Below are 21,324 nucleotides of genomic sequence, written 5' to 3'. Positions count from 1 at the left end.
GTAATCTCTTGGCTACAAAATGCGCATCAGTGCAGCTCTGCCAGGTCCCGGCGAGCGGATGTTGGCAGGGCTGCCCGCTACAGCCGTCCGTACCTGCACGTCGACCGGGAGAGAATGTGACACGCCACGCCCAAAGCAGCACGGCCGTTCGCCGCCGTAATTTCGTGGCGGCTGTCGGTGTCCTGGCCGCGCTTGGTTCGCTCACCGCCTGCAGCGACTCAGACGGCGGAGAAAGTCCCGAGAAGCCCCGCGCCACGGCCACGTCATCGAAGCCTGCGGCATCGCCGTCCCCCTCCGATGCCTCGGACGGCGCCAAGGGCGAGCTCCTGGCCGCCTATCGCTCGTACTGGAACGAGAAGACCACCGCATACGCCAAGGGCAGCATGTCCGGCACGAAGCTGAAGACTTACGCCAAGGGGAACGCGCTGGGGATGGCGCAGGCTGACCTGGTGAGGCTCAAGTCTGCCGGGCAGATCATCAAGGGCAAGCCTGACCTTGCCCCGAAGGTCAGTCGCCTGGACTTGGGTAAAAAGGTCCCCTTCGCGCAGATCACGGACTGCGTGGATGTCGCCGAGTGGAAGCCGATCGACCGCAAAACGCGCGAGGAGATTGTGCTGCCGAAGGAGCGGCGGATCAAGTACGTGAGTCGTGTGACCGCGGAGCGCTGGGACAAGCAGTGGGTGATCTTGGAAGTGAAGCCGGAAGACAAGGCATGCTGAAGCATCTGGTTCCGCTCACGGGCGCTGCCCTGCTGGCGGGCTGTGTGCTGTCGCCAGCCGCGTCCGCGAACCCTGATCCCAAGCCCACGGGCAAGGTCGGAGAGTGCACCGTCATCGAGGTGTGCGTGTCCGCAGGAGTGGGTGGGTCCCCTGGTGGGGGCGGAGGGCGAGACAGCGGGCGTCGTGGGAAGCGCTCGTCCGGTAAGGCAGGGCCGCCCGCGGGGGCGGGGCCCTGCATCGTCACGAAGATGGATCCTCAGCCGCCGGCGAGCAGCAGCCTGTGGGAGGGGCGCTCGCCGGGTAAGGGAGCGATCTACACACGGGTGTGCCCGCTGGCTGCGGCCGGGGCTGCGGCTGCCGGCGCTCTGGCGGGCGGGCCGCAGACGTTCTGGGCCGAGACCGCTCCGGTCGCTACCGTCGACCCCGCGCAGCTTGCCCAGGAAGCCCTGGACAAGATGACGTTGCGCGGCCCGGACATCGGCATCACGCCGAGGCCGGGCGGTAAGGGCGTGGTCGGCATGCCGGTGTGGATGTGGACCACCAAGTCCGCCGAGACCTACGGCCCCAACAGCGCGTCCGCCTCTGCGGGCGGCGTGACCGTCACCGCGACCGCGCGCGTTAAGCGGATCGTGTGGAGCATGGGCGACGGAGCGTCCGTCACCTGCACCACGGCCGGCACCCCGTACAAGACCTCGTACGGCAAGAGGAACTCCCCGGACTGCGGCCACCGCTACAGCAAGCCGTCCTCCACCGAGCCCGGCGGCCGCTTTCACGTGAGCGCGACCTCGACCTGGCAAGTCGACTGGGAAGTCGATGGCGGCGGTGAGAGCGGCGAGCTCAGTGAGACGCGCACCAGCGACGTCGACATCAACGTGGCCGAGGTCCAGGTCCTCAACTAACCACCGCACGAAAGAGCGAGAAGAGCGAGGCACGTCCGCCATGGAAACCCCAGCAGCCCCTCCGATCCCGCGCCCCGCCACCCGGGCGGAGCTGCCGACAACGACAGCACCGCCCGTCAAGCGCGACCGCAGGTGGTGGGCGGCGGCTCTGTGCGTGGTGCTGGCCGTGGTGTGCGCGCTGGGCGCGGCCGCCGCGGTCACCTCGGCCGGCGATCGCAGCAAGGTGCTGGCGGTGGCCCGGGACGTGCCGGCCGGGCAGCCCCTCAAGCCCGCCGACGTCACGGTCGCTGAGGTGTCTGCCGATGCGGCACTGACACCCATCCCGGCACGCGACAAAGCCACCGTGATCGGCAAGCGAGCGGCCACCGACCTGCGCAAGGGCGGCCTGCTGGTGTCCGGGCAGCTCGCAGCCGGCAGCGGACTGGGCGACGACGAGCAGCAGGTCGGCGTCCAGGTCAAGCGCGGGCAGGCCCCCGACGGGACGCTCGCGCCGGGCGACAAGGTGCTGGCGGTGACCACGCCCGCCCAAGGAGATGAGCCGGACAGCACCAAGGACGAGGCCGACGAGCCGTCGTCGGTCGACGCGACCGTGGTGTCCATCTCCCGGCCCGACGCCAGCGGCACCATCGTCGTCAACCTCGCCGTGGACCAGGCTGACGGCCCGCGGCTGGCCACGCACTCCGCCGCAGGCCGCATCGCCCTCGTGCGTGAACCGCGGAGCAACTGATCATGCCTGTCACGGTCCTTGCCAGCGCCGCCTCCACGGGCGTCACCAGCAGCGCCCTCGCCCTCACTCTGGCCTCGCCACGACCCAGCGTGCTGGCCGAATGCGACCCCAAGGGCGGGACGCTGCGCGCCGGGTTCCTCGAGGAGCAGTTCACCGCCGGGTTCGGCCTCTACCACCTGGCTGCCGCCGCCCGGGTCGGCAGCGAGGCTCTCGCGCACGCCGTCGCCTCACACCTGTGGTCGATCGACGAGGCCGGGCACCGCCGGGTCCTGCCCGGCCTGACCGACCCCGCCCAGGCCGCCTCCCTGGAACGCACCTGGCCCGCGCTGTCCGACATCTTCCACGTCCTGGCCCACGAGGCCGGACACGACGTGTTCGTCGACGCCGGCCGCCTCACCTTCACCAGCGGCCGCCTGCACACCACCCTCACCCCCGCCCCGCTCATCCAGCAGGCCGACCTGGTCCTCCTGGTCACCCGCAACACCAAGGCAGCACTCGCGCTGACCTCCCACATCATCGGCCCGCTGCGCGCCGAACTCGACGACGCCGGCACCGGCGCGAGCGCCCTGGCACTGCTGGTGATCGAGCGGGAAAACGTCCGCGGCGGCCGCGGCTACACCACCCACCAGATCGCCGACGCCCTGGAGGTACCGGTCCTGGCCGCCCTGCCGTGGGACGCACCGGTCGCCGACTACCTGATCGACGGCGGTAGCCCGCCGCGCGGCTACGCCCGCAGTGACCTACTGCGGCACGCCCGCACCGCCGCCGAGCAGCTGGCCGCGCACGCCCAACGGCGCCGCATCCAGCAGGAATTCCCCGCCCCGGCCAACGAGCAGGTCACCGGGGTGCTGCGCCGGCTGCAGAGCAGAACTACTGGAGGACGCCGTGGCTGACACCCACCACCGGCCCGCCCACGGCCACCCGCCCGCCCTGGGCCGCGACGAACTCGCCAACGTTCTGAGCAAGGGCATCGCCCGCCGAGCCACCGAACCACCCGCCCGCATCCCCGGTGCCGCCCGTACGCCCCCGCGGCCTGCCGCCCCTAGTTCGGTGGGCAGCGCTGGCGCGGTGCCGCGCCTGGCCGGCCTGCCCGGACAACTGCCGGTGGCCTGGGAGGTGATCGAGGCCCTGCAGTCCGAAGTCTCCGCCGAGCTGAGCAGCCAGGACCCCCAGCGCACCCTCGACCCGGCCGACCGGCGCGCCCTGGCCCGGAAGCTGACCTCGGACGCCGTCGCCTCCTGGGCCACGAAGTACGCGCAAGGCAACACCCCCCTGTCCGAGGACGACGAGGCGCGCGTTGCCACCGCGGTGTTCGACGCGATGTACCGGGGCGGGCGCCTGCAGTCGCTGCTCGACGAAGAAGGCGTCGAGGACGTCATGGTCGACGGGCTGCAAGCGCACGTGGAGTACTACGACAAGCCCCGCCGGACCATCGACAAGGTCGCCGACTCCCACGACGAACTGATCGCGTGGGTCAACCGCATGGCCGCCATCAGCGGGCACGGCGAGCGCTCCCTGACCCAGGCAACCCCCATGGTCGGCTTCCGCATGCCCGACGGCTCCCGCGTTACCGCCTCCCTGCTGACCAGCCGCCCCTCGGTGGTCATCCGCAAGCACCGCATCAAGGACCATGGCCTGGCTGAACTCGTCCAGTGGGCAGCGGTCAACCCCCTGCTCGAGCGGTTCCTCCTCTCCTGCGTGCACGCCCGCCTGAACGTGCTGGTCGTCGGGGACATGGGCGCGGGCAAGACCACCCTGCTGCGCGCCCTGGGACGCGCGGTCCCCGAGGCCGAGCGCCTGGTGACCCTCGAATCCGACCGCGAGCTCTACCTCGATGAACCCGGACCCAAGCCGGGCCCGGTCACGTTCGCCTTCGAAGCCCGCCAGTCCAACGGCGAAGTCCGCGCCGGAGCCACGGCCGGCGCCATCTCGATCTCCGACATGTTCGCGACCGCCCTGCGCTACAACGCCACCCGCGTCATCGTCGGTGAGGTCCGCTCCACCGAGATCCTGCCGATGCTCCAGGCCATGTCCGCGGGCGGCTCCGGCTCGATGTGCACGATCCACGTGAGGCGCCCGCACGCGATCGTCAGCCGCCTGGTGCAGCTGTGCACGGAGGCCGGCATGGCCACCGAGGCCGCTCACCACCTCATCGCCTCATCCATCGACGTCGTCGTCTACCTCACCTACCGCGACGAAACCGGCATCGGCGGCCGCAAGCACCGCTATGTCTCCCACATCTACGAGGTCCACGACGTCGTCGGCGAGGCCGGACGCCCCACCATCACCACCCTGTTCGCTCCCACCCCGGACGAGCCGCGCGCGGTCTTCCAGAACATGCCGTCCTTCATCGAGGACCTCGAGCTCACCGGCCTGTTCGCCCGCCAGTGGCTGACCGACAACGCCACCGGCGCCTGGGGCCCGCCCCTGCACCTGTTGCGCGGCCAGCACCCGCAGGGGGTGGCGACGTGACCCTCGCCCAGTACTCCTTGCTCGCCGCGATCAGCGCCGTGGCGATGGTGCTCGCCCTGGCCGCCGCCGTGCGTGAACTGCGCGGCCGCGAGCCCGACCCCATCAAGCCACCCTCACAGCTGGCCACCCGCTTCCGCCGCGCCAAGGCCGGTCTGCCCGAGGGATGGCGGAGCCGCTGGCGCTACCTGGTCATGGCGGCCGCCGCTGTCACGCTGGTCGTGTGGGCGTACACGGGCTGGCCCGTCCAGGGCCTGCTCGCCGGCGCAGCCGTGCTCGGCCTGCCCTTCGTGCTGCACCCCGGCGTCGCCGCGCAGGCCCGCATCGAGCGCCTGGAGGCGCTCGGCCAGTGGCTCAATCACCTCGCCGGCGTGCACACGGCCGGGATCTCCCTGACCCAGACCATCCGGGCCTCAGCCAAAGCCGCCCCCGCCCCCCTCGCGAGGGAGGTGCGCGCACTCGCCGAACGACTGCGCGCCGGCATGGACGCAGACCTCGCCCTGCGCCTGTTCGCCGACGAACTCGCCGACGGCGTGAGCGATCACGTGGTGCTGCTCTTCCAATCCCACGCCGTCTACAAAGGACCGGGCCTGGCCGACGCCCTGGAGCAACTGGCCGTGACCATCCACCAGCAGGCCGCCGACGCCCGCGACGTCGAGGCCGACCGGGCCTCGGTCCGCAAGGCATCCCGACAGGTCTCCGTCGTCATCTGCGTCGTCGTCACCGGCTGCATGCTCAACCCAGCCTGGTCCGGCTGGTACGGCTCACCGCTGGGCCAGCTCGTCCTGACCGGGCTGGGCGGGCTCTTCGTGTGGACGCTTGCGTGGCTGCGCCGCATCGCCCACACCCAGCCCGACCCCCGCCTGCTGGACCCGATGCCCACCCACCTGACCGCCACCAGCCCCCTGGGGGAGGCGCCGCGATGATCCCCATGACCGCGGTGCTGCCGGCCGCTGCCTGCGGCATCTTCATCGGCCTCGCCGTACGCGCCGCCGTGCCCGCCAAGCCTGACCTCGCCAGTGCCTTGGACCGGCTGAATGCCCGCAACTACCCCGCCGCCTTGACCGGCGCCGTCCCCACCACGGCGGCCGGCACGCTCGCGGAGAAACTCGGCGCCCGCCTCCTGGCCGATTTCGGGCTGCGGATCCGGCTGCCCCACAAGGACCTGGCCCTGCTGCGGATCTCCCCGGCCGAACACCTCGGCCGACGCGTGCTGTTCACCCTGTTCGGGCTGCTCTCCCCACAACTGCTCCAGGCGACCCTCGCCCTGGGCGGAGCCCCCCTGCCCTTCCTCCTGCCCACCGGCCTGTCGCTGCTCATGGCCGTGGTGTTCTGGCTGAGCCCGGGCCGGGACGTCAAACGTGACGCCGCGGCCGCCCGCCTCGTGGTCCGCCACGCCGCAGCTTCCTACCTGGAACGCGTCGCCCTGGCCCGGATCGCGAACTCCGGCGCCGGCCAGGCCCTGACCGACACCGCCGACGTCGGCGACGGCTGGATCTTCGAACGCATGCGGGTCGTTTTCGATCAAGCGGAACTCGCCGGCGTCACTCCCTGGGACGCCCTGCGCCAGCTCGGCGACGAACTCGACATCCCCGAACTCACCAGGCCCGCCGACACTCTCGCCCTCGCCGGTGAAGGCGCCGCCGTCTACACCACCCTGCAGGCCCAGGCCCGACAACTGCGTATCGCCCTGATCAGTGACGCCAAAGCCCAAGCGAACGAAGCCAGCGCGAGCATGGTCCTGCCCGTGACCTTCGGCGTGATCCTCATGCTGGCCTTCGTGATGATCCCCGTCGTCGCCACCATCCTCGCCAGTTGACCACCAGCACGAAGGAGAACGCCCATGGACATCCAACTGCTCGCCGCATGGATCCGCGGCCGCTACGCGCAGTTGCGCGCCGCCCGCGATGCCGGAGCCACCAGCACCGAGCTCGCCGTGATCGCCGGCGCCCTCCTCGTCGGAGCGGGCCTGCTCGTCGCCGCCCTGCGGACCAAGCTCGGCGAGAAGATCGGCATCATCAACGGCGGCTGAAACCGAGCACCGGACACGACGAACCATGGGGGAGAGGCATGACATCACCATGCGGCGCCTGAAGCACAGCAGGCGCCCGCCGGCCGCCCGCCGGCGCGATGACCGCGGCGTGGGCAGCGTGGAGCTGGCCACACTGGCCGTGGTCGTCCTCCTGCTGGCTTTCACCATCATCCAGGTGGGCCTCTACTACCACGCTCGCAAGGTGGCGCAGTCCGCTGCCCGACACGGCGTGGACGCAGGGCGGCAGTTCGGCGCCACCAGCGGCGACGGCGTCGCCCAGGCCCAGCAGTACCTCTCCCGCTACGGCGGCTCGGTCCGCGGCGCCCAGGTCTCCTCGTCCGGCAGCAGCGCCCAGCAGATCCGCATCACCGTCACCGGCTCCGTCGCCACCCTGGTCCCGGGCCTGGACCTGGACGTCACCCAGCACGCCGACGGGCCCATCGAACGCTGGACCACGCCATGACCCGCCGCCCTCGCGCACTCCCGCGCCGCTGCACCCGCTGGGACCCGAAGGATGACCAGGGCTCCTACGCACTGGAGACCGCCATCCTCGCCCCCGTCCTCATTGCCCTCCTTGGTTTGATGATTGCGTTCGGACGGGTCACTGACGCCGAAGGCGCCGTGGACGCGGCCGCGCACGCCGCCGCCCGCGCCGCCTCACTCGAACGCGACGCCGGCAGTGCCCAGGCCAAAGCACAGGCCGCCGTGGACCGCAGCCTCACCGGCGAGGGCATCACCTGCCGCGCCTCCCAGGTCGCCATCGACACCTCCGGCTACGCCACCGCCGTCGGCGAAGCCGCCACCGTGACCGCGACCATCTCCTGCACCGCGCCGCTGTCCGACATCGCCCTGCCCGGTCTGCCCGGCGCCAAGACCCTCTCCGCCTCCTGGACCAGTCCCATCGACACGTACCGGGCCCGCTGATGACCCCCGCCACCTGGATCCGCCACCGAAACGCGGCCCTCGCGGCCCGCACTGACCAGGGCAGCATGTCGCTGTTCTTCGCCCTCACCGGCGTCGCGATCCTGCTGGTGATGGGCCTGCTCGTGGACGGCGGCGGTGCCCTGAACGCCAGCAACCGGGCCACCAGCCTCGCCCAGGAGGCCGCCCGCACCGCGGGCCAGCAAATCGACCCAGGCCAGGCCATCGAAGGCACCGCGATCACCATCGACCCCGGCGCGGCACAGAGCGCCGCTGAGGACTACCTCGCCGCCCGCGGCGTCGACGGCTCCGTCGCCATCTCCGAGGGCGGCACGACCATGACGGTCACCGTCCACGACACCTACCAAACAATGTTCGCCCAACTCGTCGGCCAGGGCTCCATCTCCGTGACCGGCACCGCGACCGCGCACCTGAAAACCCAAGCGGGAGACTGAGCCATGGCCCCACGCATCTTGCGTACCCTTGCCGCCCTGGTCCGCGCGCTGCTCGGCCTCGCCGTGCTCGCCGCTGTCATCGCCGCAACGCCCGTGCTGCTGCTCACGTTCGGCGTCATGGAACTGCCCGGCGGGCTGGACGTCCTGACCCAGCCCGACGACGGCCGACTCTTCCTCACCGCCCTCACCGGCATCGGCTGGGTCGCTTGGGCCGCCTTCGCCGCCGCCACCCTCATCGAGACCATCGCCCTGGCCCGCCGGCGTGCCGCCCCGCGCATCAAGGGCCTGGGCAGCATGCAGCGCTTCGCCTCTGCCCTCATCGGCGGCATCGTGCTGCTGGCCCCCACCGCCGCGTCCGCGGCCACCGCGCCCACCGTCGCCGCGGCCACGGCCGCCCCCGGTCCGCACAGTCCCGCCGCGCCCGCCGCTCAATCCGACGACCAGGCCGGGCGGGACAAGGATGACGCCAACTGGCCCCGGCACACGGTGTCCTCGGCGACCGAATCCCCGGCCGGCCTGGCCGAGAAGTACCTCGGCGACTGGCAGCGCTGGAAGGACATCGCCGCCCTCAACCCGGGCATCCCCGAACTCACCACCGGCGACAGCTACGTGCCCAAGGGCACCGTCCTCAAGCTCCCCGCCGACGCCCGCCTCGAACCCCCCACCGACCCCGCTCCGGCCCCGTCAGCCTCCAACACGGCCGACGAAACCGGCCGTGCAGCCACGACGGAAGCCGCCGAGACCAGCCAGACCGGCCGCTCGACGCCGCGCGCAGACCGCGCGGACGACACCGACCGGCCCGCGCGTGTCACCGTGCAGGACGACGGCAACCTGTGGGACATCGCCGACCGCTACGGCGACCCCACCGACTGGCCGGCCATCTTCGAGGAGAACAAGGGCGAACTCCAGCCCGGCGGCACCCGCTTCACCGACCCCAACCTGATCGTGCCGGGCCAGAAACTCGACCTGCCCCCCAGCGACCCGGCCGACGAGGCCCCCGCCACGCCCGACCACAACGACCCGCCGGCGCCGGACACATCGAAGGACAAGCCCGGCGAGAAACCGGCGCCGGACAAGACACCCGACAAGGACACCGAGGCCGGCAAGCCAACCCCGCCCGCCACACCCGCCCCCTCTGCGGATACCGCCACGCCTTCCCGCACCGCACCGCCCGCCGCCCAGCCCGCCAGCGACAGCGACGCCGCCCTCGCACCGGTGGCCGTGTGGGCCGGCGCCGGAGCCCTGGCGGCCGCGCTGGTCACCACCCTGGCCACCCGCCGGATGCTGCAGCAGCGCCGCCGCCGTCCCGGCCGCCGCATCCCCATGCCCGTCGGCCGCGCCGCCGCCACCGAACAAGGCCTGCGCGCCGCCCAGCGCCCCAGCGGCTTCGACCTGCTGAGCACCGCCCTGCGCTCCCTCGCCCTCAACCTCGCCGCCGCCGACCGCGACCTGCCCGTCCTCGAGGCCGTCGTGCTCCACGAAGCCAAGGTGGAACTGCACCTCGCCGCAGACACCACACCCATGAAGCCCTTCACCGCCGCGGCCGGCCGCGAGGATGTCTGGGTCTGCTCCGTCTCCAGCCCCAGCCTCGCCGACGTCCAACAGCTCCAGGACGCCGAGGCCCCGTACCCGGCCCTCGTCTCCATCGGCTGGGATGGCGCCGGCCACCTCGTCCTGGTCGACCTCGAACACGTGGGCATTCTGAACCTGGCGGGCGACAGCGACTTCGCCCGCCACGTCCTGCAAGCCATCGCTGTCGAGCTGACCAGCACGCCGCTGCCCGGCCACCTCGAAGTCACCGCCCTGGCCGGTACTGCGCCCGGCCTCGACGCCGCCGCCCCCGCGCGAGTCGTCCGCATCGACGACCTCGCCACCGCCACCGCCGAACTGACCAGCCACACAGACGACCAGCGCCGCACTCTGGCCGCCATCGGCGCGGACAGTCTGCGCACCGCCCGCCTCATGGACGACGCTGGCGGCGCCTGGACACCGCACATCCTGCTCGCCGAAGCCCTGCCGGACAGCAGCGAGCGAAGCGAGCTCTTCGCCACCCTCACCGACGAGCCCCGCGCGGCCGGCGCCGTCATCACCGCCGAGCCCTCCGCCGAACTCCCGGACCTGGCATGGACCCTCGACTGCCAGGGCCCCGACCACACCATCGCCCTGCCCGGTTCCAACCTCCCCGTGAAGCTGCAGGGCCTGAGTGATGACCACTACGCCGACGCCGTCGAACTGCTCACCCTCGCCGCCAGCGACACCGACGTCCCCGCCCCCGACTGGACCCGATCCGACCCCGACGGCCCACACGACGAAGGCCAGGACGACGACGCCGAGCACGAGCACCAGGAACCCGACTACGGAACCGGACCAGTGCCCACCGCGGCAGCGGACGAGGACGGCCTGCCCGCCGAATACGCCGACCTCGAACTCACCACCACCGCCGAGCCCGACGAGCCACAGCCCCGCAGCCAGGCCGACAACGCCGCCCCCAGCACGGCAGAGCCCTACCCCGACGAGGAAGGCGAGCAGGGCCAGGAGGAGAAACTCCCCACCGGCCCCACCCTCGCCGAAGTCCTGGACATCGGCTTCCTCCATGACGACCCCGCCGAGCCGAAACAGAACGCGCAGCCAGGCAGCACGAACGACGAAGCCGACGCTCCGGCCCCCGACCCCACAGGCTCCATGGCTGCTCCGACCAGCCCCTGCGCTCCGCCGGAGGCCACGGCGGTCCACATCACCCTGCCCGCACCGGCCCCCGCCACCGGCACACACGCCGACCAGGCAACCATCCCCGCACCCGCGGCAGCGCACGCACCCGACACCACACCGCCCCAACCAGCCGCCGAACCCGCAGAAGACGCACCCTCCGTCCTGCTGCTGGGACCCATCGGCATCGACGGCGCGACCGGCCGGATCGACTCCAGCCGCCGCAGCGTCGGCATCGAGCTGACCGCGTTCCTCGCCCTCAACCCCGGCGTCGACCACCACGCCATCGACGAGGCCCTCTGGCCCGGCCGCCTGGTCGGCAAGGAGATGCGCAACGCGGTCATCTCCCGAACCCGCTCGTGGCTGGGCAAGGACCCCGACGGCAAGGCCCATCTGCCGCGCGTCCAGGACACCGGAGACAGCCGCTACCGCCTGGGACCCACCGTCACCTGCGACTGGACCCGCTTCCAACGTCTGGCCCGCGCCGGCCTGGCCCGCCATGACGAAGACGGCGACCTCATGCTGCGCCGCGCGCTTGCCCTGGTCCGCGGCCGACCCTTCACCGGGATCGATCCCCAGCGCTACGCCTGGGCCGAGCCCGCCATCCAGGAGATGGTCTCGGCGATCGTCGACGTCGCGTACGAACTCTCCTCACGCCGACGAGAAGCAGGTGACATCCCCGCCGCCCTGTGGGCCGCCCACCGGGGCATGCTCGCCGCTGAGGAGAGCGAGATCCTGCACCGCCAGGTCTTCCTCGCCCACCACGCCGCAGACGATCTCGACGCGCTGCGCGACGCGGCCGCCCGACTGGCCCGCATCAACGAACAACTCCTCGGCGGCGCCGACATGGAAGCCGAAACCGCCGAACTCCTGCGCAACCTGCTGCCTCGCCCCGTTCACCCCGCTAGCGCAAACCTGCACGACTAGGTGAAAGGGCGGGACAACCGGTGCTCTACTGGTGGAGAGGGAACCCCACGGTCCCCCGCTGCGCGCAACGGGGCTACGGCAATGCTCTGTTCCCGGCGCTCTACAGCCCGCAGGTCCTTCCGTACCTGAATCTCAAGAAGGACGTCGACGGCGATAGCCTACTCTCGGTCATGCGGGAACCCCACGTCGTAGCCGACGTGCTTCGCCTGGACCCTTCATACTCTTTAGTGGAAACCCCAGGAAAGGTCAGCGATGAGAGGCTAGCGAGCCTCCAACAGGGCGCACAAAAATGCGAGTACGATGCCTTCCTCGGAATACTATTCGTTTTCGCTCTCCTTCACTGGATCATTGGGGCAGCGGTGAATATCCAGTGGTGGGTATCGCTTCCCCTTCTAGCTTTCCCGGGAACTGTCGCGTACGTCTGGTACAGCGAGAAGCGAAACCGCGATAACTTCATCCAGATCCTTTCCGTAGCCTTAGCAGTGATTCACTGGGTTCCCGCCGCCCTCACTGCGGAGCTGGAGACCTATCGGTGGTCCAGGCGCAGACACAGGTTGCGGCGGACCCTCATCCCCGTCATGCGCAGGGAGATCGCCCGGCTGCTGGGGCCTGACCACGAGTCGCTCCTGGTCATTGAAGGAATGGCTGGTCTCGTCAGCGCCAACGACCCGCAGTACTGGGTGGCCAACCAGACGGAGACTGACCTGCAGCGCAAGCTGGATCAGATGGATGGCGGCGCGATCGCCATCTGCGGCCCCCGCGGGGTGGGCAAAACGACGTTGCTCAAGAAGGCATGTGGAGCACGCCTGCGGTACCCCCATACGAACTTCCATTTCCACGTCGTTGTCCAGACCCCGGCCAACTACCGGCCTGAGGAATTCCTGCTCAGCCTCTTTCAAGACGTCTGCCGCCGCTACCTGACCCTCTACGGGCGCCGGGGACGTGGGCTCTTCCTCGTCCGCTCGCGGCCCGTTGACGTCACACGCAGGCTGATCCGCTCCTTGCCGGCCCTGATCTGGCTGGCAACAGGGCTAGCCCTCCTGGCTTTCGGCATGAGCAGTGTTGCTCAGGACGTCTACGCGTGGATCACCTCGGACGCACGCTCCACAGCCCAGGGCTGGAGCGATCCGGCTCTCTCCTGGGCCCACGGCTTCGCACGCAACCACCAGGCCCTCACGCAGGCTGCCGCGGCCATCACCGGCCTCGCCATCCTCTACAGGAGGCGTCCGCGGGTCCTCCGATGGCTCGCGAGCCGACGTCTGCGGTTGCTGATCAAGGACTGTCACAACTACCTGCACCTGCTCCAGCACGTCCAGATCACAGGAGCATCGGCCACCATCGGCGTGCCGCGGCTGGCCGGCCTCTTGCTCACCCGCACCACCGGGGCCTCGTCGCGCACCCTGACGTACCCGGAACTGGTCGCCCAGTTCCGCGACCTCCTCACCCGCATCAGCGCAGAGGAGCGCCGGGACGGCTGGAAGGTCTTCATCGGCATCGACGAGCTCGACCGCCTCGGGTCAGCCCAACAAGCCCGCGACTTCCTGTCAGAGATCAAGGCCATCTTCGACATACCCAACGTGTACTTCCTGCTGTCCGTATCCGAAGACATCGGTGCCACCTTCATCCGCAGAGGCATGCCGACGCGAGACGTCAGCGACAGCTCCCTCGAGGACGTCCTGCATGTCGAACCTCGCACCCTCGAAGAAGCGCAGCAACTCCTCCAGACGCGTCTACCGGGCGTGACCGACCCTTTCGTCGCCCTCGTCCACGCCCTGGCCGGCGGCATCCCGCGCGACCTCATCCGCTACACCCGCAAGCTCGTCGAGTTACGGCACCGCACCGACCAGACCGACTTACCCACGCTCGCCCGCCACCTCCTGCTCGAGGAATTCGCCCACACCCTGTCCAGCTTCCGCGTGCTCCTCGGCACACACGACCGCACCGCCGAGTGGGGCCAGACCCTCCACCGCCTCCGCGAGGCGACATCGATCCTGCACCAGGACGACGACCAACGCGCCCCGCGACAACAACTCCTGACGGCCGAAACAGAAGTCACCCGGCTTGCCGTCGTCCCCACCAGCCCGGACACTGACGAAGCAAGCGCGCACTGGGAAGAACTATCCACCTACGCCTTGTTCGTGCTCACCCTCCTCCAGGTCTTCACGCCCCCGTCCTTTACCCAACGGCGCGAGCAGCACGTGGAGAAGGACCACGGCAACCTGCAGCGGCTGGCCACGGCACGGATGGAGCTGAGCGTGTCACCGGCCAGCGCACGCCTCATGATCCAGCAGTTTCGGGAAGCATGGGACTTGCCGCCCCTCCCCAGCCAGCCATAGCGATGCGGGCACGGCCACGGGGAGCAGCAGCCCTCAGCCCAGTAGCAACCCCCGGCCTGCCTGGCAGCTCTGTCTCATCTGCCACGCGTGGGCCTGAGGCATCGCCGCTTGTCGGGTGCTCCTCGGCGAGGTCGCTGGGCATGCCTGCCCGCTCAACGGGGTTCCCTGGATCGGCCTGACCGTCGATGCCCTCCGTGGCGGCCGCAGGCCAACCGAGACTCCGGGGCAAAATGCTTCCCCCGAGGCGGTGTTGTTGCGTGGGACGATCGGGTCATGACAGACAGTGAGGATCCCGAGGAGTCCCAAGACCAGGAGCCGTCGGAGGACGACAGAGCGCTCATTGATCTGTCGCGATTCTTTACGGCGACGTTCAAGCCTTTCCAGGGCTATACGCCTGCCCAGAACACGTGGATCAGCAAGATGCTTGCTGAATCGCCCTTGATGCAAATGCGTCCCTATCTCCCGCGGATTGGCGTTCCCCCCTCGGTATTCCCAATGACAACTGCGGCAGACAGGCTACGCAGGCAGATGGCTGCCCTGACCGGTTTCAACGACACGGTCCGTCGTGCATTGCAGCCGTTCACCGAGACCTATCGGCCGCCGTGGCACGACGTCCTCGCGTCGGTCGGCGACACCATTAGGCGGCTTTACCCGGAGAACCTGCGTGAAGCTGCCCCCGGGATCGACGACCTGGAGAAGCTCTTGGTAGAGGAAGGCATTCCGCTCATGTGGGTGCCCGGACCGGAGACGGTGCGTGCCCTGCTGGATGCGCCGGATGCCGCCGCCCGCCGGCGCACGGTCGGTCGGCGCTGGAAGGGCATCACCAACGACTGCGAAACCATTCTCGAGGACGTCGAGCACCCGGCCCTGCAGGATGCCCGCAGCTTCGCCCTGGACGTCGTGGAAGCCCTGCGCGCCGGTCACATCAATCCGGCCCAGGCCCTGGCCACCAATCTGCTCGACTCTGTGCTCCAGCGCTACTTCGACAAGGCCACGCGCCTTGCACTCACGAACAATGATTTCAAGTCCAAGGGAATCAAGTTCAAGCTGGATGACTACAAGTTCAAGGTGGCCTGTGTTTTCGCACCGGTCTGGTACGCACACGCCAAGTACTACCCCAAGAATGGCGACCCGATCCCACGCACGTTCGGCCGCCACCCCAGCACACACGGCGTCTCCCGGAACCAATACTCACGCATCAACGCTGTGTATGCCCTCATGCTGGTTACCTCGGTAGTCAAGTTCTTCGACACGGAGCTGCCAAGGTGATGGCCGTGCCCGACCACTCGGACTTCATGGGCACTGAGGCGATGCGGCCAGCACCACGCTTCCCTCGACGGTGTACGAGTTGGCCACAAGAGTCCAGCGTGGGCCTCTCAAGCGGCCAGGTGACTGATCAGGGTTAGTGTGGTGTGGGCGTTTGGCTTTGGGTGTGATGATCGCCTTGGCGGCCAGGCGCCTCAGCGGCGGCCGGTTGGGAGGGCTGCTAACCCTGCTCCCCGCGGACCGACGTGTTCGTGGGCCGGCCGCCTGCAGCAGATCCTTCAGACGCTTCCTTCGCTGCTTTCAAGGTGCGTTCGGCTGCCCACAGCGGGTACCCGAGGCGTTGGCGAATCCCTTCGGCGGTCAACTCGGCATCATCCTGAAGTAGCCGGCGTACCGCGTCTGCTCGGGCCCGGGCGAGGGCGCGCTGGGCGGTGTCGACGGTGACGCTCAGCTCGGCCGCCGCCGCGGCGGCGGTGATGGCCGGCTCGCGCTCCAACAACCGTGCCGCCCGCGGGGCGATGCTGCTGCGAGGCGCCGCCTCGCGGCTGCCGACGGGCCGGCCGGGGGAGGACCCGGGGCCAGGGCGGTCGGCGAGCCAGTCCAGGACCTCGCCGCGGCGCCAGTGGTCCACCCCCGCCACGACGACGGGGTCCGGGCGCGGCCGCATGCGCGGCAGGTTCCCATACCGGTCCCACGTCCGCGGCTCCACGCCCGCCAACTCGGCGGCCTCGTTACGGTCCAGGAGATCACCCCGGCTCTCCTTCGTCGGCAAGGCCGGCACGGGCTTGCCCGCGTGGAAGGCGTCGACCTGCTCACCGTCCCACAGCAGCACCCGCGCCTCGGGAGAACTGATCGGCTTGGGGTGCCCGGGCACCTGGTGCAGCTTCTGGTTGCTGAACGACTTCGCCGTCTTCCCCGCCTTCGCGGCGAGGTCGGCAAGCCTGCGGACCTGACGGTCGCGGCCGGCGCGGATCACGATGAGAGTTCCTCCTCCTTGAGCGATGCAACGGGATCATCCTGCTGCAGCTTGTACAGCTCGGCGAACAGCCCGCCGGCCGCGAGCAGGGAGTCGAAGTCCCCTTCCTCGACGATCCGTCCGCTCTCCAGGACGATGATGCGGTCGGCCAGGCGCACGTTGGCCAGCCGGTGCGTGACGAACACTGTGGTGCGCCCGGCCGCCAGGCGGCGCAGCCGCTGAAAGACGTGGTGCTCGGCGCGCGCGTCCAGCGCGGAGGTCGGCTCGTCCAGGACGAGCACCGGCGCGTTCCGGAAGAACGCGCGCGCGATCGCGATGCGCTGCCACTGCCCGCCGGACAGGTCCTGCCCTCCCCACCACGAGCGGGCCAGCAGCGTCTGCCACCCATCCGGCAACGCGTCGGCCAACTGGCGGGCGCCGGCGGCCTCGGCGGCCGCGGCTACCGCATGCTCGGCCTCCCGGCCACCGCGGTCCTGCCCCAGGGTGATGTTGTCCCGCAGCGTCATCGGCCAGCGCGTGTACTGCTGTGGCACCACTCCCACCTGCTGCCACACCCGCCGCGGATCCGCGCCGACCAGGTCCACCCCGTCCCAGGACACCGACCCCGTACCCGGCAGGTACAGCCCGGTGAGCAGCTTCGACAAGGTGGTCTTGCCCGAGCCGTTCTCCCCGACCAGCGCCACCACCTCGCCCCGCCTCAGTGCCACGTCCACCCCGTGCACAGCAGGTGCCGCAGCTCCGGGGTAGGTGAAGCTGACCTGCCGCGCACGGATCACGTCCGGTCCGCCCGGCCCGACCACGGCCGGCCCGCGCACGGCGCGCAGCTCGGCCGCGCGCCGCAGGAACCCGGCCCAGTCCTCCAGGTACAGCGCCGTTCGAAACAGCTGGGCCCCCGCGCGCACCCACGCATCCAGCGCCCCCGCGCAGGACCGCACGCCCACGACGGCCGCACCCACCGCTGCCGCCGGCAACACCCCCTCGACCGCGAACCACAACAGCGCGGCCCAGGTCAGGCACAAGCCCAGCGCGGCACCGCCGTCGCCGAGCCACCGCACCGTCATCGCCTGCCGCGCCGCGGCCAGGTCCTCGGCCTCCAGCCGCTGCGACACCGCCCGGTAGCGGCCCAGCAGGAAGTCGGCCATCGTCGAGGCCCGCACCTCGTCCGCACTGGCCCGGCCCGCGGTGTAGGAACGCCACACACTGCGGAGCCGGCTGTCCGACAGCATGCGGTGCGCCGCCGCGTGTTCGACCCGCGCGGCCCGGATCGCCCCCCAGCCCCGCGGGACGACCGCCAGCACCAGCAGCGGCAGCAGCGCCGGATGCAGGACGCCCAGGTAGGCAGCCGAGCCCGCCAGCGTCGCCGCTGCCGCGATCAGGGCCTGCGCCGCCATCACCAACTCGCGCGTGGCATTCGCCCCTTTGTCGGCCGCCTCGAGCGCATCCTCGAAGCCGGGATCCTCGTAGGCCATCAGCTCCACCCCAGCGGCAGCGTCCAACACCTCGAGGTCGGCCTCCCGCGCCACTTTCGGCGCCAGCCGCGCGGCCGCCAGCTGCGCCGTGGCATTCAGGCCGTACCTGACGGCCAGGGCGCCGGCCAGCACCAGCCCGGTCGACAGAGCCCCGCGCAGTACCGCGCCGTCCACGGCTCCCTCCTGACTGCCGGCGGGCAGCAGGGTCTGCAGCAAACGACCGGTGGCCGCCAGGACGCCGGCCGAGGCCGCAGCCGCGAGCACCTGACTGCCCAGCCACAGCACCACAGCCCGCCGGTCCGTACGCCAGCCCAGGCGCAGCGCGGCCCGCACCGTACGAGGGACCCGGGCCGCCATGGACCAGGTCGTCATGCGCGCCGACGCCTCGGCGTAGGGATCCGAGCGCAGCCGCATCACAGGCGCTGCCACGGTCTGAGGCGCACCGGCAGGTTCCTGCGAAGAAGTAGTCATCGATCCTCATCCTGTCGTCTCGTCGGTGCCCGAACACACAGATCCGGGCTTCACCCGGCGCCTACATCAACGGGGCCAAGGGAGCCGAAGTACGGCCGCCTGGTGCGCGCAGTTGGCCGGACTCGGCAGCCGACCCCAACCTCCGCGAGCAGGAGTCCGGGAGCTCCGTGCCCCAAGGGAGCAGGCCACGCAGCGGCTTGCCGGTGGAGCGCTGCCCAGACGCGCAGCGCAGCGCGCGGCACGGCCCCCGCGCCCCGTTTCTTGCGCGCGGCCTGCTCCGCAGTCACGACGCGCCGCCGCTACGCGGCGGTCCGGTGCTGCGGCGCTCCGCGCCGCACAGATCGCCTCGCCGTGCGCTCCGCGCCCGCCATCGGCCGCCGCTCACGCGGCGAGATGCTGCGCTGCTCCGCACCGCCCCCCCCGGTCAGGGGTGCTCGCCCGTCCGACCGGGCGAGCACCCCGTGAGCCCCCTTACGTAAGGGACCGCACCGCGAGATCCAGGGCGATCGGCGTGTAGACCGCCGAATGCTCCGCCGCGCCCCGAACTCCTCGCTCGCAGTCCTCAGCCACCGCCAACAGCGCCCGGCCGTCGAGGAACCCGGCGTCCACGAGCGGAGAGTCAGCAGCCATGTCCCGCAGCAGCGCCGGAGCGTAGCGGTGCACCGCAGTCGCCATGACCTCCGCGAAGGTCTCGCGCAGCACCGGCCGCACAACGCGGGACGGCAGCCCGTGACGGATGAGCCGCTCCCGCATGAGCGCCTTATCCGCCCGCCACACCTCCGGCAACTGACGCGTGAACCGCACCATGTGCGGATCGGTCAGCGGCGCCACCGGCCACACCCCCGCCCGCAGCATCGGGGCACTCACCGTACGCAGCGCCAACAGCGCCGTTTCCGGCACGGCCGTCGCCGGGGCAATCCCCGCGTCCCGCTCGGCTTCCGCCTCACGCGCCGCCGGACCCAGCCACGCCCGCACCCGAGCTGGACGCGACGAGCCCTGGCCCGCAACCGCCATCAGCTCATCACCCCCAAACCCGGTGACCACGGCGACCACGCCACGCGCGACGACCGCAGCCAACGACGCCTCCAGCAGCTCGGTATACGGCTCCTCGTACACCGAACACCGCCCGCCCCGACGCGCCCCCGCAGGATGCAGCGGCAGATACTCCAAGGCCGAAACAGTGCAGTCCCCAGCTAACCGACACGCCCCCGCCAACAGGGCGCGCCGCTCCATCTGCTGCACCCCTGCCGCGCTGGGCAACTCCATCGCACACGCGGTGACCGCATCCGGATACAGCGCGCCCAGCGACAGCCCCACCGTGGCACTGTCCTGACCACCCGAGAGCTGAACGGCCACGCGGTCCGCGCGCATCGGGCGCTGCTCCAACACCCAGGCCAGCAGTTCCTCGAACGCGGCTACCGGGTCCGCATCCTCGGCCAGCTCACGCGGCTGATCCCGGCCCACCGCAGCCGGATACCGCAACTCCAGCCCGCTCGCCGAGAAGTCCGCCACCGACCCGACTGTCAGCAGATGAACGCCCGCGAACATCGTGTCGTGCCCGTAGCGAGAGTGCCCCGACAGAATCCGCGCCACCTCACGGCCCACCAGCCGCTCACTGCTAACGAATGACCGAAGGTCCATCAGGTCCCACGACGCAACCAAGCGACCACCAGCCGACACCAGATGGAGCGGAGCCGCACCCCCCGCTCCCGCACTGACCGTGAGCCGGTCAGCCCGCACAACCAGCACGACCGCCCCCAGCGGCCACGCCCTCCACTCAGCGAGCATGGCTTCCAGCCCACGCCTCGACATCACCAGCGGATCACCACCGGCCCGGGACACTCCCGACCGACGCTCCCGCACGGTCAGCGCCCACGACGTCCCATCGGTCGCCGTGAGGACCTCCAACAGCGGATGCACGAAGGGCTCAATCCAACTCGCGCCGCAGGACCACCGGGCGCCGGAATTGGTCCACTCTCCGGCCAAGTCGCGGAGCGAAACAGAGATCTTGATCATCACATGCCTCCCATCCGAAGGGGGCGGGCCCCGGGGTAAATCCCGGGGCCCGCCAGTTCATGAGGTGATGCGACCTCAGTTCTCGTCGCGGTGACCCTGGTCCTCGGTGCCCTCCGGCTTTTCCTGGTACCGGGCGGTGCCCTCCGGGACGACCACACGCGCCGGGGTGACGAACAGGTTCTCGAACGTGGGAGCCATGACAGCTCTCCTTTCGGTTGATGATCTTTTGGCTTGCCAGGAGCGCTACCTCCTGACAAATAAAAGTATCGCACTTGATCCCAGTGGCAGACAATCACATTCAGGCCAACCATGAGGGAAGAACAAGCCACCACCTGACCGAGCATCAGGAAGCTGTAGAGCGAGACATACCGGAAAGGGTGATTAACGCTCGAACTCCTCTATGAGGCAAGGGAATTCTTCAAGTCCAATAGAGCAGAGAAGTCAAGCGTGATCCCGATAGATTCTCGAACCTTTGAGAGGAATGGGCCCGAAAGGGTCCTTCCTGCTTTGGTGCCCCTTGTGTTTCAACTATTGGAAGAGAGCACGTTTTTTGTGGAACTAGAGAGTGTCTGATGGCTAGTCAGATTTTGTGTTCCTGAGGGGGCGTCATGTGGCGACATGAGGAATTCGATGTGTGCTCGGGGATCGGCGCGTGCGTTCGTCTATACTGCCTGTACGTGTCTCGATATCAGACCTGAGTTTTACGTGGTGCCGTCACCGGAAATGGTAATTCGTCGCCACGCTGAAAGGCCGACAAGACGAAACGCTCACCAAAGCATCGCCCGCTGTTTGTACCACGCCCCGTCAGGGGCGCGCACCCACCTCACCCCGCTCGCCCCCCGCACCGGTACGACCCCTCCCCCCGCACCCCAGGCCCCGGCAGGGGCCGACTCTCCAAGCCCTCCGAGCCCCACTAACTCACCCACCACACACAG

18 protein-coding genes are annotated in these 21,324 nt (G+C 70.1%); 14 read left to right on the top strand and 4 right to left on the bottom strand.

Annotated elements, in window-relative coordinates; translation table 11 throughout:
* The first annotated feature begins 116 nt into the window (after positions 1–116).
* The 14 genes from STRAU_RS38865 (at position 117) to STRAU_RS07785 (ending at position 15,460) form a co-directional block, all read left to right on the top strand.
* On the top strand, positions 117–719 hold the full coding sequence (locus tag STRAU_RS38865; RefSeq protein WP_158692031.1) for a hypothetical protein: 603 nt from the start codon (positions 117–119) through the stop codon (positions 717–719).
* Between the two features lie 248 nt (positions 720–967).
* Positions 968–1,618 carry an ATP/GTP-binding protein gene (locus STRAU_RS07845; RefSeq protein WP_259299845.1) on the top strand — a complete coding sequence of 217 codons (651 nt, stop codon included), beginning with the start codon at positions 968–970 and terminating at the stop codon, positions 1,616–1,618.
* A 154-nt stretch (positions 1,619–1,772) separates the two neighbouring features.
* On the top strand, positions 1,773–2,345 hold the full coding sequence (locus tag STRAU_RS07840) for an SAF domain-containing protein (protein ID WP_259299844.1): 573 nt from the start codon (positions 1,773–1,775) through the stop codon (positions 2,343–2,345).
* A 2-nt stretch (positions 2,346–2,347) separates the two neighbouring features.
* A complete protein-coding gene (locus STRAU_RS07835; RefSeq protein ID WP_037658085.1) occupies positions 2,348–3,238 on the top strand; it encodes a CpaE/TadZ family protein in 891 nt (296 codons plus the stop codon).
* Positions 3,231–4,817 (top strand): TadA family conjugal transfer-associated ATPase, encoded by a 1,587-nt coding sequence (locus tag STRAU_RS07830; RefSeq protein ID WP_037658083.1) that lies wholly within the window; start codon positions 3,231–3,233, stop codon positions 4,815–4,817. Before STRAU_RS07835 ends, STRAU_RS07830 begins: the two co-directional genes overlap by 8 nt.
* Positions 4,814–5,740, top strand: coding sequence for a type II secretion system F family protein (locus STRAU_RS07825; protein ID WP_016639719.1), 927 nt, complete (start codon positions 4,814–4,816; stop codon positions 5,738–5,740). Before STRAU_RS07830 ends, STRAU_RS07825 begins: the two co-directional genes overlap by 4 nt.
* Positions 5,737–6,633: a type II secretion system F family protein gene (locus STRAU_RS07820; protein ID WP_016639718.1), complete on the top strand. Its 897-nt coding sequence runs from the start codon at positions 5,737–5,739 to the stop codon at positions 6,631–6,633. The genes STRAU_RS07825 and STRAU_RS07820 overlap by 4 nt, the downstream gene beginning before the upstream one ends.
* 24 nt (positions 6,634–6,657) lie before the next feature.
* Positions 6,658–6,846, top strand: coding sequence for a hypothetical protein (locus tag STRAU_RS07815; RefSeq protein ID WP_016639717.1), 189 nt, complete (start codon positions 6,658–6,660; stop codon positions 6,844–6,846).
* 25 nt (positions 6,847–6,871) lie between these two features.
* Positions 6,872–7,309 (top strand): TadE family protein, encoded by a 438-nt coding sequence (locus STRAU_RS07810; protein WP_078621021.1) that lies wholly within the window; start codon positions 6,872–6,874, stop codon positions 7,307–7,309.
* Positions 7,306–7,770 (top strand): TadE/TadG family type IV pilus assembly protein, encoded by a 465-nt coding sequence (locus STRAU_RS07805; protein WP_016639715.1) that lies wholly within the window; start codon positions 7,306–7,308, stop codon positions 7,768–7,770. Before STRAU_RS07810 ends, STRAU_RS07805 begins: the two co-directional genes overlap by 4 nt.
* Positions 7,770–8,222, top strand: a complete 453-nt coding sequence (locus STRAU_RS07800) for a TadE/TadG family type IV pilus assembly protein (RefSeq protein ID WP_016639714.1) — start codon at positions 7,770–7,772, stop codon at positions 8,220–8,222. Before STRAU_RS07805 ends, STRAU_RS07800 begins: the two co-directional genes overlap by 1 nt.
* 3 nt (positions 8,223–8,225) lie before the next feature.
* Positions 8,226–11,855 (top strand): LysM peptidoglycan-binding domain-containing protein, encoded by a 3,630-nt coding sequence (locus STRAU_RS07795; RefSeq protein ID WP_037658081.1) that lies wholly within the window; start codon positions 8,226–8,228, stop codon positions 11,853–11,855.
* A 578-nt stretch (positions 11,856–12,433) separates the two neighbouring features.
* Positions 12,434–14,191, top strand: coding sequence for a P-loop NTPase fold protein (locus STRAU_RS07790; protein ID WP_158692030.1), 1,758 nt, complete (start codon positions 12,434–12,436; stop codon positions 14,189–14,191).
* 273 nt (positions 14,192–14,464) lie between these two features.
* Positions 14,465–15,460 carry a hypothetical protein gene (locus tag STRAU_RS07785; RefSeq protein WP_158692029.1) on the top strand — a complete coding sequence of 332 codons (996 nt, stop codon included), beginning with the start codon at positions 14,465–14,467 and terminating at the stop codon, positions 15,458–15,460.
* A 217-nt stretch (positions 15,461–15,677) separates the two neighbouring features.
* On the opposite strand, the gene STRAU_RS07780 is transcribed toward STRAU_RS07785, so the two are convergent.
* The 4 genes from STRAU_RS07780 to STRAU_RS43470 form a co-directional block, all read right to left on the bottom strand.
* Complete coding sequence (locus STRAU_RS07780; protein WP_016639710.1) at positions 15,678–16,433, bottom strand: hypothetical protein; 756 nt, start codon at positions 16,431–16,433, stop codon at positions 15,678–15,680.
* Entirely contained in the window at positions 16,430–18,373 is a 1,944-nt protein-coding gene (locus tag STRAU_RS07775) for an ATP-binding cassette domain-containing protein (protein ID WP_063890332.1), read from the bottom strand. Before STRAU_RS07775 ends, STRAU_RS07780 begins: the two co-directional genes overlap by 4 nt.
* A gap of 471 nt (positions 18,374–18,844) precedes the next feature.
* Positions 18,845–20,389, bottom strand: coding sequence for an asparagine synthase-related protein (locus STRAU_RS44415; protein ID WP_037658077.1), 1,545 nt, complete (start codon positions 20,387–20,389; stop codon positions 18,845–18,847).
* 75 nt (positions 20,390–20,464) lie between these two features.
* Positions 20,465–20,587 (bottom strand): hypothetical protein, encoded by a 123-nt coding sequence (locus tag STRAU_RS43470; protein ID WP_016639706.1) that lies wholly within the window; start codon positions 20,585–20,587, stop codon positions 20,465–20,467.
* Positions 20,588–21,324: the final 737 nt, after the last annotated feature.

Source organism: Streptomyces aurantiacus JA 4570 (assembly GCF_000414115.1).
In the GTDB taxonomy this organism is placed as follows: Bacteria; Actinomycetota; Actinomycetes; order Streptomycetales; family Streptomycetaceae; genus Streptomyces; species Streptomyces aurantiacus_A.
This window is presented reverse-complemented; position numbering and strand designations above follow the sequence as displayed.